Source organism: Gemmatimonadota bacterium (assembly GCA_039715185.1).
GTDB lineage: Bacteria > Gemmatimonadota > Gemmatimonadetes > Longimicrobiales > RSA9 > DATHRK01.
Genome location: JBDLIA010000079.1, coordinates 1 through 15,412 on the forward strand (window position 1 = coordinate 1; position 15,412 = coordinate 15,412).

The window sequence follows — 15,412 nt, forward strand, 5'->3', positions numbered from 1 at the left end:
GGGTTTTCGGGCGGCCGCCGTTGAAGAGGCCGGCGAGCGTGGAGGGCTGCCGCCGCGAGTAGTGGGTCAGCTAGAGGAAGCTGACCCACTACTCCGTTCTGCAGGGATCTTGAAAGACGCGTCGTTGCCCGCTATCCTTTCAGGCTGCGAAAACTTACATCGAAGTTTCGCTTCCCGATCAGCGTAGACTCTCGCGGAGGCAACGTTTCATGCCGATCGACAAGAACATCGTTATCCAGAAGTACCAGTTGCACGAGAACGACCGGGGGAGCGCCCCGGTACAAGTCGCGCTCCTGACCGCGCGCATCAACGACCTGACCGGCCATTTCCGCACGCACAACAAGGATCACCACAGCCGCCGCGGCCTGCTGAAGATGGTGGGCAAGCGCCGGCGCCTCCTCGAGTACCTGCGCCGTACCGACGTTGAACGGTACCGCGCGCTGATCGAGGACCTGGGCCTGCGGCACTAGGGTGCCAAGGGCCAACCCGAGCGAGCGCCGCAAAGGTGCGCCCGCTTCGGGCAGAGACGGGGCCGTCGGGCGTGCAGGCCGGGAGCGGGTGACCGTTCTCGGTCGGGCACGACCGGCCTGGGTCCCGTCGTCGCATAGGCAGTAAGCAATCAGCGGCGCGCCATGAGGGCGCCCCGCACGACGACAGGAAAGAGAATGCACAGAAGAAAAGAAACGACGTTCGCCGGACGGCCGCTCATTCTGGAGACGGGCAAGATGGCGAAGCAGGCGCATGGCTCCTGCTACATCCAGTACGGTGACACCGCGGTGCTGTGTACCGCCACCGCCCAGGACCGACCGACGCACCTGCCGTTCTTCCCCCTCACGGTGGAGTATCGCGAGAAGACCTACGCGGCGGGCAAGATCCCGGGCGGGTTCTTCAAGCGTGAGGGGCGGCCGGGCGAGAAGGAGATCCTTTCGGCGCGCCAGATAGACCGGCCCATCCGGCCGCTGTTTCCCAAGCAGTTCCGCAACGAGACGCAGGTGCACGTGCTCGTGCTCTCGGCGGATCAGGAGAACGACGCCGACGTGCTGGGGCTGCTGGGCGGCTCCATCGCGCTCAACATGTCCAAGATCCCCTTCGAGACGCCCGTGGCGGCGGTTCGCCTGGGCCGCATCGACGGCCAGTGGATCCTGAACCCCACCTTCCAGCAGCTCGAGTTCAGCGACGTGGAAGTGGTCGTAGTGGGCAGCGACGACGCGATCATGATGGTCGAGGGCGGCGCGCTGGAGGTGCCCGAGGATGAGATCGCCGAGGGGCTGCAGGCGGCGCACGCGGGCATCAAGGAGCTGATCGCGCTCCAGGAGGAGTTCATACACGGGCTGCGCCAGGAAACCATGGAGTGGACCCCGGTGGGCGCCAGCGAAGAGCTGGACGGCCGCGTGCGCGAGCTGGTGGGCAACAGGGTGGCCGACGCGCTCCAGATAGGCGACAAGGCCGAGCGCAGCGCGACGATCCGCGCCATCCGCGACGACGTAGGGGAGGCGCTCGCCGAGGAGTTCCCCGAGGACGGCCGCTACATCGGCGACGTGGTGCGCTCCATGGAGAAGGAGATCATGCGCGCCCGGGTGCTGGCCGACGGCACGCGCATCGACGGCCGCGGCCTGGACGACGTGCGCGACATCAGCGCCGAGGTCAAGCTGCTGCCGCGCGCGCACGGATCCTCGCTCTTCACGCGCGGGCAGACGCAGGCGCTGGGCGCGGTGACGCTGGGCACGCCGCGCGACGAGCAGCGCATCGACTCGATCGACGTGCAGCAGGAGATCACCAAGTCGTTCATGCTGCACTACAACTTCCCGCCCTTCTCGACCGGCGAGGCGAAGCCCATCCGGGGCACGTCGCGGCGCGAGGTCGGCCACGGCATCCTGGCGGAGCGGGCCATCCAGCCGCTGCTGCCGGCGTACGAGGACTTCCCCTACACGATCCGCATCGTGAGCGAGGTGCTGGAGTCCAACGGCTCGAGCTCGATGGCGTCGGTATGCGCCGCGTCGCTCTCGCTTATGGACGCCGGCGTGCCCATCAAGGCGGCGTGCGGCGGCATCGCCATGGGGCTGGTCAAGGAAGGCGACAAGGTCGCGGTCCTGACCGACATCCTGGGCGTGGAGGACGCGCTCGGGGACATGGACTTCAAGGTGGCGGGCACGCGCGAGGGCGTGACCTCGATCCAGATGGACATCAAGATCGAGGGCCTTACGCTGGACATCATGAAGGAGGCGCTCCAGCGCGCCAACCGCGCCCGGCTGTACATCCTGGACGAGATGGAGAAGGCGATCTCCACGCACCGCGACGAGCTGCACGAGCACGCGCCGCGGATCATCACGGTGAAGATCAACCCCGAGAAGATCGGCGACCTGATCGGCCCCAAGGGCAAGACGATCCGCTCCATCCAGGAGCAGACGGGCGCCGAGTTGAACGTGGAAGACGACGGCACGGTGACGATATCGAGCCCCGGCGGTGTGGGCGGCGAGCGCGCCCGCGAGATGGTATCGGCCATTACCCAGGAGCCCGAGGTGGGCCTGATCTACGAGGGCGTGGTCAAGAACACGACGGCCTTCGGGGCGTTCGTGGAGATCATCCCGGGCACCGAGGGCCTGTGCCACATCTCGGAGCTCCAGGAAGGCCGCACCGAGCGCACGGAGGACGTCCTCAAGAGCGGCGACATCACCAAGGTGAAGCTGCTCGCGATCGACGAGAAGGGGCGGCTGCGGCTGTCCCGCAAGGCGGCGCTGGCGGAGGCAGGGGCCGAGGCCCCGCTGGCGGAGGCTCCCTCCGCCTGAGGCACGGCGTCCTGTACCGGGTTCCGGCCGCGTCGCCGAAAGGCGACGGCGGATGACGCCTTCGGCGCGGAACAAGACGGCGCGCGTCCGGCCCCTGGGGTCGGCGCGCGCCGCTGCGCAGGAGCCGGCGTTCGCGCGCACGGTGCTGGACGGCGGCCTCACCGTGCTCACCGAGCGCGTTCCCGGCGTGCGTTCCGTGTCGACCGGCGTGTGGGTGAGAGCCGGCGGCGCCCACGAGGCGCCCGAGCGGCTGGGCGTGAGCCACCTGCTCGAGCACATGGTCTTCAAGGGCTCCGAGCGCCGCAGCGCGCGCGACTTCGCCATCGAGCTGGAGAGCCGCGGCGGCTCCCTCGACGCCTACACCTCCCGCGAACACACCGCCTACACCGCGCGCGTCCTGGACACCGACCTGGACGTGGCGCTCGACGTGCTCTCCGACCTCGTGCTGAACCCGCTGCTGCGCGAGCAGGATCTGGCGCTGGAGCGCGAGGTGGTGCTGGAGGAGATCGCGCAGGTGGACGACACCCCCGACGACCTCGTCTTCGAGCTGCACGGCGCGCGGCTGTGGCCCGGACACCCCTACGGGCGGCCCATCCTGGGCACGCGCGACACCGTGGGCGCGCTCACCGTCGCGGACCTGCGCGAGCTGCACGGCTCCGCGTACGGCGCTCGCAGCATGGTCGTGGCGGCCGCCGGCAACGTGGATCACTCCGAGTTCGTGGATTTGGTCGGGCGCCTGTTCGAGGCCGGCGCGGGGGACGACGGAGCCGACGCCGAGGACATCCCGTTGCCCACCGTCCCGCAGCCCGGACACACGCGCGTCGAGCGCGACACCGCCCAGACGCACATCGTCGCCGCGTGCCCCACGCCCGGCCACGCGGACCCGCTGCGCTACGCCATGGTGCTCGTCTCGAACGCGTTCGGCGGCGGCATGAGCTCGCGCCTCTTCCAGCGCATCCGCGAGGAGCTGGGGCTGTCCTACACGGTCTACGCGTTCCAGGCATTCTATCGCCTGGCGGGCGTGGCGGGCGCCTACCTGGGCACCCGCCCCGAGTGGGCGGAGCGCGCCACCGACGCGCTGCGCGACGAGTGCCGGAGGCTCGCGGCCGAGGGGTTGACCGCCGACGAGCTGGAGGACGGCCGCAACCAACTCAAGGGCAGCCTGCTGCTGTCCCTGGAGTCGACCAGCGCGCGGCTGCAGCGTCTGGTGGGCGCGGAGCTCTACGGCGAGCCGTGGCTCACGCCGGACGAGCTGGCGGCGAAGATCGACGCGGTCAGCGCGGAGGACGCGGCGCGGGCGGCGGCCGTGGCGTTCGACCCGGACCGGCAGGTACTGTTGCAGCTTGGGCCCATGGGACCATCCACAGGAGAATGACGACGCGATGATCATCGGCGTCCCGAAGGAGATCAAGGCCAACGAGAACCGCATCGCGCTCGTGCCCGCGGGCGCGGAGGCGCTGGCTTCCGCGGGCCACACCGTGCTCGTCGAGAACGGCGCCGGCCTGGGCAGCGGCTTCCCGAACGAGGCGTACACGGCCGTGGGCGCGCAGATCGTGTCGGTGGACGACGCGTGGCAGCGCGCCGAGATGATCATGAAGGTGAAGGAGCCCATCGCGGTCGAGTGGCCGCGCATGCGCGAGGGCCAGGTGCTCTTCACCTACTTCCACTTCGCGGCCGACGAGGAGCTGACCCGCGCGGTCATGGATTCGGGCGCGGTCGCGATAGCCTACGAGACCGTGCAACTGGAGTCGGGCGAGCTGCCGCTGCTCACCCCCATGAGCGAGGTCGCCGGCCGCATGGCGGTGCAGGAAGGCGCCAAGTACCTGGAGAAGTACTTCGGCGGCGCGGGCATCCTGCTGGGCGGTGTGCCCGGCGTGGAGCCCGCCCGCGTGGTGATCCTGGGCGGCGGCATCGTGGGCACCAACGCGGCCAAGATGGCCGCGGGCCTGGGCGCCCAGGTGACCATCCTGGACGTGTCGCTGGACCGGCTGCGCTACCTGGCCGACGTCATGGCCGCCAACGTCACCACCAAGTACTCCAACCGCCACAACATCCTGGACGAGATCGCGCGCGCGCACCTGGTCATCGGCGCGGTGCTGCTGCCCGGGGCGAAGGCGCCCAATCTGGTGCGGCGCGACGACCTGGCCACGATGATGAACGGCAGCGTGATAGTGGACGTGGCGGTGGACCAGGGCGGCTGCGTGGAGACCATCAAGGCGACCACGCACGAGGACCCGATCTACGAGGTGGACGGCGTGATCCACTACGGCGTGGCGAACATGCCCGGAGCCGTTCCGCACACCTCCACGCTGGCGCTCACCAACGCCACCTTCCCCTACGCCATGCGCCTGGCCGAGCGCGGCTGGCAGGAAGCGCTGCGCGCCGACCGTTCGCTGGCGCTGGGCCTCAACGTCGTCGACGGCAAGGTGACCTATCCCGGCGTGGCCGAGGCCTTCGCGCTGGAGTACACGCCGGTGGAGGAGGTGTTGGGCGCGTGAGTGAGGCGCGGCAGTCGCTCGAGGTCCGCCCGGCCGCGGACGCGGCGCCGGACGTGCGCGTGCCGGTCACGCGCATGGAGCACTACCCCGCGGGCTGGGACCTGCCGGCGTACCAGACTTCCGGTGCGGCCGCCATGGACCTGAGGAACGCGGGGCGCGCGATCAGGCTCGGCTCGCTGCAGCGGACGCTGGTGCCGACGGGCCTGCGGATCGCGATCCCGGTCGGCTACGAGGGGCAGGTCCGCCCGCGCTCCGGCCTGGCGACCAAGCGCGGCCTCACGCTCCCCAACACCCCCGGCACCATCGACTCCGACTACCGGGGCGAGATCCTCGTGCCGATGGTCAACCTCGACGCCGAGCCGCAGACCATCGACCACGGCGAGAGGATCGCGCAGTTGCTGGTCGCGCCGGTGGCGCGATTCGCTTGGGATGAGCGCGCGGAGTTGCCGGAGACGAAGCGCGGGGATGGTGGGTTCGGGAGCACGGGGCGGTAGGGGGAAGCCATCGGCCCTCACCACGTAAGGAGTCCACGATGGCACGATCAAGATCGCTCTACCCACCGGAGTTTCGCGAGCAGATGGCGGCGCTCGTGCGGGCTGGTCGCACGCCCGAGTCGCTGTCGCGTGAGTTCGAGCCGACGGCGCAGACGATCAAGCAACTCGGTCAAGCAGGCTGACCTGGACGAGGGTCTGCGCTCCGACGGCCTGAGGACGGCGGAGCGCGAGGAGTTGCGGCTGTTGCACCGGGAGGTGAAGCAGCTTCGGATCGAGCGGGAGATCCTAAAAAAAGCCGCGGCCTGGTTCGCTCGGGAGACCGACTGGGTACCCCCAAAGTCTACGAGTTCGTGAGGACCAATCAGGCGGAGTTCGCGGTGGAGTTGCCCCGTTTTCGTGGACGGTTTAGGGCTACGATTTCAAGCGGCGGCTGAGCTCCTGTGAGCATACCTCCTCTCGTGGTCGGCGGGCGAGAGATAGCCGAGGGCGGAGTGCCGCCGGCGCGGGTTGTAGAAGCCCTCGATGAAGTCGAATATGGCCATCCTGGCCTGGGCCTGGGTCCGGAAACGCTGGCGCTCGAATAGCTCACACTCGAGGGTGGCGAAGAAGCTCTCACACAGCGCGTTGTCGTAGGCGTCGCCGACCGAGCCCATCGAGGGCCTGACGCCGGCCTGCTTGCAACGCAGCCCGAAGGCAATGGAAGTGGTCTGCGTGTCCCTGGTCGGAGTGGTGGATCACCCCCTTCGGACGGCGCCGGCCGAGCGCCATCTCCAGCGCGTCCAGCACGAGCGTGCTGCGCAGATGCGTCGCCATGGACCAGCCCACGACCCGCCGGCTCCACGCGTCCACGACGACGGCCAGATACAGGAAGCCCGCCCAGGTCGGGACGTAGGTGATGTCGGCCACACACAGCCGGTCTGGCCCCTCGGCGGCGAAGTCTCGCTCGACCAAGTCCGGCGCCGGGCGCGCATCGGGGTCTCTTCTGGTCGTCACGACCCACCTGCGCCGGCTCGCGTCGCGAGGGCCCGCTTCGCGCATCAGCCGCGCGACTCGTTTGCCTCCCACCCGCACGCCCTCGTCCTTGAGCTCGGCGTGGATCCGGGGCTGGCCGTACACGCCCCGGTTCTCGCTGTGGATCTGCCTGATCCGACGCTTCAGGCGTTGGTCGCCGAGCGCTCTGAAGGACGGCGGACGGCTCAGCCAGGCGTAGTAGCCGCTGGGGGAGAGACCCAGTACAGAGGCGACGCGGACCAGGAGGCCCCGGAATGGTACGCTGTGCCCGACGCGAAAGAGGTCGTTGAACTACAGATCGCGTTTGACCTGTTCGACAGTCCTACGCCTACAGCGATCTTCCGGGTTGTCGTCGAAACGAACAAAAGGGCTTTCCACGCGCGATCAAGCTGGCCCAGGTCGAGCAGGACGGTACAGTGACCGACGCGTGTCGAATCCCGCTCGACGGCGATCGGCCAATCACGCTTGACCAGGACCCGGTCACTCCGCCTCCTGCGCCGGTCGGCGATGAGCAGGAAGAGCGGGCCCGCGAGGAAGCCGAGCGCGAGGCCCAGAGGAACAAGGACGAAACGAAAGGGGCGTAAGTGGCATTCCGTGGCGAACAGCTCCGAGTCATTCGTTTGCTCCGCAACCTGAATCAGCGCGAGCTAGCCGATCAGGTGGCGTTGTCGGCAGCGTCAATCTCGCTGTACGAGAACAATCAGGGTGAGCCCGACGCGGAGGTCGTTGATGCTCTATGCGATGTCCTGCATGTGACCCCTCCGGTCTTCTGGGCCGAGACGGTTCAGCTAGACGATTCGAGGCCCAACTTTCGCAGCCAGCGGGCAACATCGCAGCGCTTGCAGAACCGAATCCGGGCCCACGTTACCCTACTCGCATCGTGGGTTCGGCACATCCAGTCCACGGTGCGCCTACCCTCCTACGACGTGCCCGTCATCCGGGCGGCCACCCCGGACCAAATCGAGGCAGCGGCAGAGCGGTGCCGTGAACGGTGGGGACTCGGACAGGGGCCGATCCGACAGGTTGTCCGTGTTCTTGAGAACGCGGGCGTGATCATCACAGAGATCGAGGACGACGCACGGCAGATCGACGCCTTTTCAACCTTCGATGGCGAGCCACGAATCGTTGCGCTCGGCACCGCGAAAGGGTCACCGTCGAGAACCGTCGCATCAGCGCGATGATCTACCGTGCGCACCAGCTTGATCTCATCAACACGGCTCAGTATCGCCGGTGGATGAAGGAGCTATTGTCAAAAGTTGTGGATCGGGGCTCGCGGCATGATCAGGCGGCTTCCTTCCGGTCCTCGGTATCCTCTCGCTCTACGAGCACTCCGTCCTTGAAGGCGGCTCCAGCCCTCACGAGCGGCAAGAGCTGATAAACCATCGAGCCGGCGCCAGCGCTTCTCGGCCATGTCGAGGAGCTTGTAGACCAGCACCAGTCCCTTCGTCCTCGAGCCCGCGCCCTTGGTCACCCGCTGCCTGAGCCGCACGGTGGCGAACGTGGACTCGATCACGTTCGTCGTAGGGACGTGCTTCCAGTGCTCGGCCGGGAACTCGAAGAAACGTGAACAGTTTCTCCTGGTCCCGCGTGAGAGAGGCGACCGCCTTGGGGTACTTTGATCGCCTTATCCTTGGGCTTCTTCTTCGCCATGCCTGAAAGCTAACAGCTTGGCGGGCGGCGTGGGGGAGTGTAACGATTCAAACTAGCCCACGACCAACACGGGGGGTGATGGGTCGGCTTGAAACGACCCATCACTGAGCACCCGTATTCCCTCTAAGCCTACCCCCAACATTCTGAGATCGAAATCAACTCTGGTTCGGCTCGTCCACAATTCTGTACTTTTGTCGAAGCTCTAAAAGCCACTCCGAGTCGAGGTCGATCACTGGATCGAACTCTCGCCTCACCGTAGGAAACCCTGTCATCCGCTCCAAGATCAATAGAGCGTCATAGGCTGAACCCCTGATAGTGAGCGGCTCCATCGGCGATTCGGCGATCGAGATCAAGGCCCCGACATCTCTTCCGCGATCGCGCGGCTGAGAAATCGCCGAAAGTCCATATATAGCCTGCTCTCTGACATCCTCCGGTTCACCGGCATCGGTCGCGATGCGAAAAGCGACATCATGGTAGTCTGCCACTCTCCAGAGTACTGTAAGGAGCCGTACCGCCTCTGCTCTGACATCAATGTCGCTGTGCGATAGTAGTGTCGCGACTCGGCCGATATGCTGCCCAGGCGGCATCCTCCCCAATTTGCCAAGCCAGCGGATCAGTTCGATCGGATCACTTGAAAGCGGTGCGTCTCTCCTACTCAACGGAACACCTCCGAAGCTCTGTCTAGTGCCTTGCTAGCTGAACCCAGCAATCGCTCAGCCACCTCGCGCTGCTCATCGGACAAATGAGGATTACCGAGTACGCCCTCTAGGCGAGAAATCTGTCGCCGTAGTCCGCGCATGGCGTTTCGGACCTCTCGCACATGGTCGAACCCCGTCACTACCCCACGTAGTTCAGCTGCCGCCCCACTAAGATGCAGACGGTTGGTTATTGGAATGAGATTGTCAAGCTTCGAGCCTACACGAGCGAGGGTCCCTCCAACCCTACCGGCGGGGAAAACCCCGATCGCAGCGATAGCAAATCCGCCTGCGTCTCTCTCGCTCGCCGATCCGAGCAGGTCGTTGACGCCTACTGCTTCCAGAATGCCGTTTGCCGCCGCAGCGCCGTTGAGCATTACGCCTCCGACGAAACCGCCGCGCCTGGCGCCTCTATTAGCGACTTCCTGCAGAGCGCAATCCGGCCACGGTATACAGAGCCCGAAGGGATCCGTGAACCCCGCCGGGTTGTTTCCGCTGTAGTTGTAGAGATTGATACCACCGGCGAGGCCGATGGGATCCTCTTGGGTGAATTTGCCGGTCGTGGCGTTGTAGTAGCGGTTGCGGAAGAAGGAGAGCTCCCGGCTATCTGGGTTGCTCGGATCCAAGCCGCGAGATGCGCCGAAGCTGCGGCTCGCGGCGGTTGCGCCGGAGAGCCGGCCGGAGTTCTCGAAGATGGGCCCCCAGCTACCGTCGGTGCAGTCGACGCCATTCCGGTTCTGGAAGTCGAAGAGCCGGCCGCCGTGCGTGACGTAGTAGTACTCGGCGCTGTTGACGCAGCTATGGGCGCTGGTCGGCGGGATCATGAACAGCGGGTCGTCGGTGCCGGGACCATGTACGAAACGCGTTCCGGAGGTCTCCGTCCCCTGATAGACGATGTTGTTACCGTCGAAGAGGACGCGGGTAGCGCTTGAGCCTGAGAAGTCGTTTCTGATGCCGACGCGGCGCCCGAGCGCGTCGTAACGGAACCAGTTGTGATCGGGCTCCGTGCCGATCAGCTGGCCCAACCCGTTATAGTACCGTGCGAACCCGATAGTGGTGAAGTTGGGGTTGTCCTGGTCGAAAGTCTCGTTGCCGTTCCGGTCGTAGCCATACCTCTTCTCCGGTACCCCTTGCTCATCCCGGATCTCGTGCGTCGCGTTCGAGTTGGTGAACACGGTGTGGACGGTTGAGTCGGTGCCGCCGACGCCAGTCCGGTTGCCGGCCGCGTCGTAGTAGTAGCGGGCAACCGTGAATTGCCCAGCGACGGTCGCCGAGTCGAGTTTCGTCTGGCCGCGCTCATTAAACACACGGCTTGTCACGTCGGGGCCCTGAAATGCCGGATCCCCGCGCCGCTCGCCGTGCTCCTCCTCGCGGATCATGTTGCCGTCGCGATCGAAGGTGTAGCGCTGATCGATCGGGTCTTGTGTCTGGCTGGGGTGCGTCGAGTGGACCCTGCCGAGCCTGCCCAGCGCGTCGTAGTGGAAATCTGTGTCGGAGCCCGAGTCGAACGTCACCGATTGGCGGCGACCGAGCCCGTCGAAGACGAACCTTGCCGACCGGTCAGCAGCCGTGAACGGGTCAGTCACCTTGACCGAATCCAGGGCGTTACCAGGCCCGTACTGGTACGAAACCGTGTGCTGAGTCTGACCGGCCAGGTAGGGCCAAGTCCAGGTCATGCGGTTGCCGGCGAGGTCGTAGGTGTAATCCTGCGTATAACTCGCGCTCGCGGCCCAAGCTCCCAGCGTCTGGACTTCCCGCGTCATGAGCCCGCGTGAGTTGAAGGTCCGCTCGACGCGGCTCGTCCGGTTCTCCGCCACCCTGATCCGGCCGCCGGAGTCGTACTGCCAGTCGATCGTATCGCCCTGGGCGATGACCGTTCCATCCATACAAGACGTGCACGCGTAGTCGATTCCTCGTTCGTCCGCTTGGATCGTCAACTCACCGATGATCTGCTTCAGCGGGCGGTTCATCGCGTCGTACTGCGTGGTGATCGTGTCGCGCTGCCGGTCCTTCGTCCAGACGAGGTTGCCGGCCAGGTCATAGCGCTTGAGCGTGATCAACAAGCGCGAGTCACGCATCAGCGTGTCCTGCTCGATCTTGTCGAACTCCCACTCGCGGTCGAGTCCGCGCGGGTCGGTGACCTTCGTGGCGTTGTCGGAGGCGTCGTAGGCGGTGATCGTCGTGAACTTCGTGAGGCCCTCCCACTGCTCGACGTGCGTGCGGCGGTTGCGGATGTCGTACTGGAACGTCTGCCTACGTCCCTCCGGGCTCAGCGCCTCGGTGATGTTGCCGTAGCCGTCGCGGCTCTTGATCTCGGTCGTGTCGTTCGTAGGCGAGATCGTGCGCTTGAGGTTGCGCTTCGCGTCGTACTCGAGCGTTGTCGTCAGGTTCTGCGCGCTCGTCGTGTTCGTCGCACGGTCGTAGACGTCGACGCCTTCTTCCGTGGCCGTCTTGACCTGGCCCTGCTCATACGTAAACCGTGAGACGTGGAGGTCAGGCGCGGTAACGCTTTCGAGCGTGCCGTCCGGATTGTAGTTGAAGAGCGTGACGTCTGCGGCCGGCACGTCACCCCTCGGCATGATGATCCTGCTCGGTTTGTCAGGCGCGTCGGGGTCGTCGTAGTCGTAGTGAACGGAGTCCTTGCCGGCCAGGTTGTCGAGGTCCTTTGTCATCTCGAGCCGTGCCGAGCCGTCCCAGCGCTGGCGGATCTGGGTGCCGTCTGGCTCGTCTATCTCGGTGACAAGCAGCGGGTGAGTGGCATCGTAGACAAGCGTCGTCTCGTTGCCGACCGGATTACGGATCTTCGTCGGCGCGCCCAGCCGGTTCACCCAGAACACGGCCGAGTCGCCGACCGTGGTGCGCGGCCCGTCGATCACGATGGTCGTTTGGAGCGCGTTAGCGGTCGTGTTCGCGGACGTCGCCAGCGCAAGCCCACGCGACTGGATCGGCTTGTAGGTCGTCACGGCCTCGCCGGCTTGCACGACCGGCAGCGTGACCGTCTCGAGCAGTTCACTCGCGCCGTGGTAGTCGTAGTCGGTTGTGTGGCCGCGCGGCGAGCGCCAGCTCGTCAAGCGCCGCGTACCGCCGGTCTCGTAGCCCAGCGCCACCGCCTCACCCGCGCTGAGCCCGACCGGTACGATCCCGGTAAGCAGCGTGTCCTTGTTCACCGTCACGTCGAGGCGACGGCCGGCGGGGTCGTCGATGTAGTCGAGCCCGTGCGTGCCGTAGGCGAACACGTACTTCAGATTCTGGGCGTGCGGCGCGATCCGGACGTGCGCCAGCCCTGAGCCCGTCGTCGCACCAGCGTGTGCGTACTCGACCTTGGTGCCGACCCGGTCGGTCACTGCGATCTGCTGGCCCTCGCCGTTGTAGAAGATCTTCGTTCCGTCCTGCAGCCGTCGCTCGTGCAGCGAGTCGGGGCTTCCCGTGATCGGGTGCGGGACCTGGTCCCAGGCGATGGTGTCGCGGAACGCGCCGGCGGGAGCGACCCACAGGTCGGGAGCCTCCTCCTCGTAGACCGCCGCGCTGCCGTCGGCTTCGACCACCAGGATGGCGTTGCTCCGCTGGTTCTTGTGGAGCTCGCCCGTGCCCGCGATCCAGAAGCCTCTCCCGTAGGGGCTCGTGCGCCTGTTGACCACGACGAACTCGCTGTTGATCGCGGGGCTCGTCTCCGGCTCGGTCCCGTAGTAGCTGCGCACCTCGAGCGTGTAGGCGTGCACGCCCGTCGACAGCTCCGCTCCGTTCGGGCCCGCATCGACATCAACGGCGAAGCGGCGCGGCGAGAGCCCGAGCCCCGCCGGGCTGAACCCGCGCGTCGTCACGTGGAGGCCGACCGTGACCGTGACCGTGAAGCTGTCGGGCATGGTCAGGCTCTGCGGCAGCACGACCTCGCCCATGAAGACCGGGTGCGGGCTCGCCGTCGCGCTGTTGTAGAGCAGCGTCATCGTGCGGTCCCGGTCGCGCGTACGGTAGGCCGGCATCGAGTGCGTGAGGAGCAGGTTGCCGCACTGGAACGCGCCCGCCGGGCCCGCGCCGCTCGTCACGCAGGCGCTGCGCTCAATCAGCGTCGTCGGGTTCATCGAAGCGTCGACGGTCAGCGGACCCTGCGGCGAGCCGACCGTCACTTCATAGGAGCCCGTGTCCTGGTCGCAGCCCTTGATGCAGGCTTGCTCCTTCGCCTTGAGCAGGATCTGGCCGGTCCCGTCCGCGCCCGTCGTGTAGGTGACCGTGATCGTCGCGATCGGCTCGGGCTGCGGAAGGAGGCCACCCTCGAGTTCGGTTATATCCGGCGTGCACGAGGTGATCTCGCCGCTCGGCGTGCACGTCACGTCGTAGCTCGCCGTCGTCGGCTCGAGCACGAACACCTCGAACGTGACCGCGCCCGTGGTCGCCCCGGCCGCCTCTATGGGCTCGAGGTCCGGCGTCACCGAGATCGCCGCTAGGTCGTTTGCCGCAAATTCAGCCTCGGCTGCCTCGCCGCTATCGCCAGCCGCTAACGCCACGGCGCCCTCGACGGACACCTCCGTCGGGGCATTGGGACGCAGTGCAGAGAACAACGACACCAGCAGGACCAGCGCGAACCGGGTAGCCACGGGACGGCTCCTTCAGTGCAGGTGGATGGACGAGGCGCGCGCGTAGCGAGCATCGTCCTTCTTCGCTCCACCTACTTATCTATCGGGGGGAAACCGCTCGCAGGGAGGACCGATCGTACCAAAATCGGGGCCGATCGTACCAAAAGGTCGACATAGCGTACGCGGGGGGTGGTCTGGCCTGGCTTGCTCCCCACCGCCGCGGCGATGCGGCAGGGGCAAGTCGTGCATCTGGATGACGGGACTGCGATCAGGGCCGCCGAGGTGGCGTCGGAGTACGGCATGCCCATGGCGGACAGCATAATTTACGCAACGGCGCTCAATCACTCGGCGGAGGTGTGGACCCAGGACGCCGACTTCGAGGGACTGGAGCAGGTCCGCTACGTCGCGAAGTAGCGCGACGCCAGCCGGCTCCCGACCCGGGCCCAACCCCCCGGCACACGCCTTGCCGCACCCCGCAAGTCCCTATACGTTCTGCCGTTCCGGGTGGTCCACGTGTGGGAAGGCGCCGGCGCCGCAAGGGCGGAGGCGGATGGGAGGAAGGCGCGAGGAGGTGGACGTGGGCACACCGTCGGTCGGGCTGACTTACGCGGGCGCGCGCGTGGTCCCGACCCCCTTCGGGCGATCCGCCGAATGACCCCGAGTTCCGGATGGCACTGAGAGATCTGTTCGGTGGGGCGCTGATCCCCGTCAACGATGTAGCCGTGGACCTCGGCACGGCGAACACCCTCGTCTACGTCAAGGGCGAGGGTATCGTGTTGAACGAGCCATCCGTAGTCGCGATCGATCGCGGGACCAATCAGATAAAGGGCGTGGGGCTGGAGGCCAAGCGGATGCTGGGCCGCACCCCCGAGGGCATCATGGCGGTCCGTCCGCTCAAGGACGGCGTCATTGCCGACGTGGACGTCACCGAGCTGATGCTGCGCCACTTCCTGCGCGCGGTCACCGCCAAGCGCATCTTCCGCATGAAGCCGCGCGTGGTGGTGGGCGTGCCGTCGGGCATCACCGAGCTGGAGCGGCGCGCCGTGCGCAGCTCTGCCGCCGCGGCGGGCGCCAAGGAGGTCTACATGGTGTCCGAGCCCATGGCCGCCGCGATCGGCGTGGGCCTGCCCGTGGAGACCCCCACCGGCAACATGGTCATCGACATCGGCGGCGGCACCACCGAGATCGCCGTCGTCGCGCTGAGCGGCATCGTCGCCGACACGTCGATCCGCGTGGGCGGAGACGAGGTCGACGCGGCCATCGTCACCTTCCTGCGCAAGAACTACAATCTGCTGATCGGCGAGCCCACCGCCGAGGCGGTCAAGATCCAGATCGGCTCGGCGTTCAGCGCCGGCGAGGAGCGCGAGATGGACGTGAAGGGACGCGACCTGGTCAGCGGGATTCCCAAGACCGTGCGCGTGCACTCCCAGGAGGTGCGCGAGTGCATCCAGGAACCCGTCCAGGCGATCGTGGAGGCGGTGCGGCGGGCGCTGGAGATCACGCCGCCGGAGCTGGCGTCGGACATCGTCGACCGGGGCATAGTGATGACCGGCGGCGGCTCGATGATCCGCGGGCTGGACGCGCTGCTGGCGCACGAAACGAACCTGTCGATTCACGTGGACGAAGATCCGCTGACGTGCGTGGTGCGGGGCGCGGGGTTGATCCTTGATGACATGGAGAAGTACCGCAGCGTGCTCGTCGCGTAGG

11 protein-coding genes and 1 pseudogene are annotated in these 15,412 nt (G+C 66.7%); 9 read left to right on the plus strand and 3 right to left on the minus strand.

The genetic code is table 11. From position 1 onward, the window contains the following. Window positions 1-209: 209 nt before the first annotated feature. The 6 genes from rpsO to ABFS34_12800 all read left to right on the plus strand — a co-directional run bounded on the left by rpsO (window position 210) and on the right by ABFS34_12800 (window position 5,960). Window positions 210-470, plus strand: coding sequence for a 30S ribosomal protein S15 (rpsO, locus tag ABFS34_12775; GenBank protein ID MEN8376315.1), 261 nt, complete (start codon window positions 210-212; stop codon window positions 468-470). A gap of 195 nt (window positions 471-665) precedes the next feature. Further along, window positions 666-2,786 (plus strand): polyribonucleotide nucleotidyltransferase, encoded by a 2,121-nt coding sequence (locus ABFS34_12780; GenBank protein ID MEN8376316.1) that lies wholly within the window; start codon window positions 666-668, stop codon window positions 2,784-2,786. A 52-nt stretch (window positions 2,787-2,838) separates the two neighbouring features. Then, window positions 2,839-4,161 (plus strand): pitrilysin family protein, encoded by a 1,323-nt coding sequence (locus tag ABFS34_12785; GenBank protein MEN8376317.1) that lies wholly within the window; start codon window positions 2,839-2,841, stop codon window positions 4,159-4,161. 7 nt (window positions 4,162-4,168) lie between these two features. Beyond that, a complete protein-coding gene (gene ald / locus ABFS34_12790; protein ID MEN8376318.1) occupies window positions 4,169-5,284 on the plus strand; it encodes an alanine dehydrogenase in 1,116 nt (371 codons plus the stop codon). Between the two features lie 74 nt (window positions 5,285-5,358). Next, window positions 5,359-5,778 (plus strand): dUTP diphosphatase, encoded by a 420-nt coding sequence (dut, locus tag ABFS34_12795; GenBank protein ID MEN8376319.1) that lies wholly within the window; start codon window positions 5,359-5,361, stop codon window positions 5,776-5,778. A gap of 38 nt (window positions 5,779-5,816) precedes the next feature. Beyond that, entirely contained in the window at window positions 5,817-5,960 is a 144-nt protein-coding gene (locus ABFS34_12800) for a hypothetical protein (GenBank protein MEN8376320.1), read from the plus strand. Window positions 5,961-6,197: 237 nt separating this feature from the next. Here the strand turns inward: ABFS34_12800 and ABFS34_12805 are convergent. Next, window positions 6,198-7,014 (minus strand): annotated as a pseudogene (locus ABFS34_12805) (IS3 family transposase). 359 nt (window positions 7,015-7,373) lie between these two features. Between ABFS34_12805 and ABFS34_12810 the strand changes: the two are divergent. Then, the gene (locus ABFS34_12810) at window positions 7,374-7,970 is read left to right on the plus strand and encodes a helix-turn-helix transcriptional regulator (protein ID MEN8376321.1); all 597 of its coding nucleotides are present in this window, start codon (window positions 7,374-7,376) and stop codon (window positions 7,968-7,970) included. A 624-nt stretch (window positions 7,971-8,594) separates the two neighbouring features. Here the strand turns inward: ABFS34_12810 and ABFS34_12815 are convergent. Further along, entirely contained in the window at window positions 8,595-9,098 is a 504-nt protein-coding gene (locus ABFS34_12815; protein ID MEN8376322.1) for a hypothetical protein, read from the minus strand. Next, window positions 9,095-13,726: an RHS repeat-associated core domain-containing protein gene (locus ABFS34_12820; GenBank protein MEN8376323.1), complete on the minus strand. Its 4,632-nt coding sequence runs from the start codon at window positions 13,724-13,726 to the stop codon at window positions 9,095-9,097. Before ABFS34_12820 ends, ABFS34_12815 begins: the two co-directional genes overlap by 4 nt. A 183-nt stretch (window positions 13,727-13,909) precedes the next feature. Between ABFS34_12820 and ABFS34_12825 the strand changes: the two genes are divergently transcribed. Beyond that, entirely contained in the window at window positions 13,910-14,119 is a 210-nt protein-coding gene (locus tag ABFS34_12825; GenBank protein ID MEN8376324.1) for a PIN domain-containing protein, read from the plus strand. Window positions 14,120-14,373: 254 nt separating this feature from the next. Further along, window positions 14,374-15,411 (plus strand): rod shape-determining protein, encoded by a 1,038-nt coding sequence (locus ABFS34_12830; protein MEN8376325.1) that lies wholly within the window; start codon window positions 14,374-14,376, stop codon window positions 15,409-15,411. Window position 15,412: the final 1 nt, after the last annotated feature.

Coding starts and splice junctions, on each gene's coding strand:
- rpsO (MEN8376315.1), top strand. CDS start 210: ATGCCGATCGACAAGAACATCGTTATCCAGAAGTACCAGTTGCACGAG.
- ABFS34_12780 (MEN8376316.1), top strand. CDS start 666: ATGCACAGAAGAAAAGAAACGACGTTCGCCGGACGGCCGCTCATTCTG.
- ABFS34_12785 (MEN8376317.1), top strand. CDS start 2,839: ATGACGCCTTCGGCGCGGAACAAGACGGCGCGCGTCCGGCCCCTGGGG.
- ald (MEN8376318.1), top strand. CDS start 4,169: ATGATCATCGGCGTCCCGAAGGAGATCAAGGCCAACGAGAACCGCATC.
- dut (MEN8376319.1), top strand. CDS start 5,359: ATGGAGCACTACCCCGCGGGCTGGGACCTGCCGGCGTACCAGACTTCC.
- ABFS34_12800 (MEN8376320.1), top strand. CDS start 5,817: ATGGCACGATCAAGATCGCTCTACCCACCGGAGTTTCGCGAGCAGATG.
- ABFS34_12830 (MEN8376325.1), top strand. CDS start 14,374: ATGGCACTGAGAGATCTGTTCGGTGGGGCGCTGATCCCCGTCAACGAT.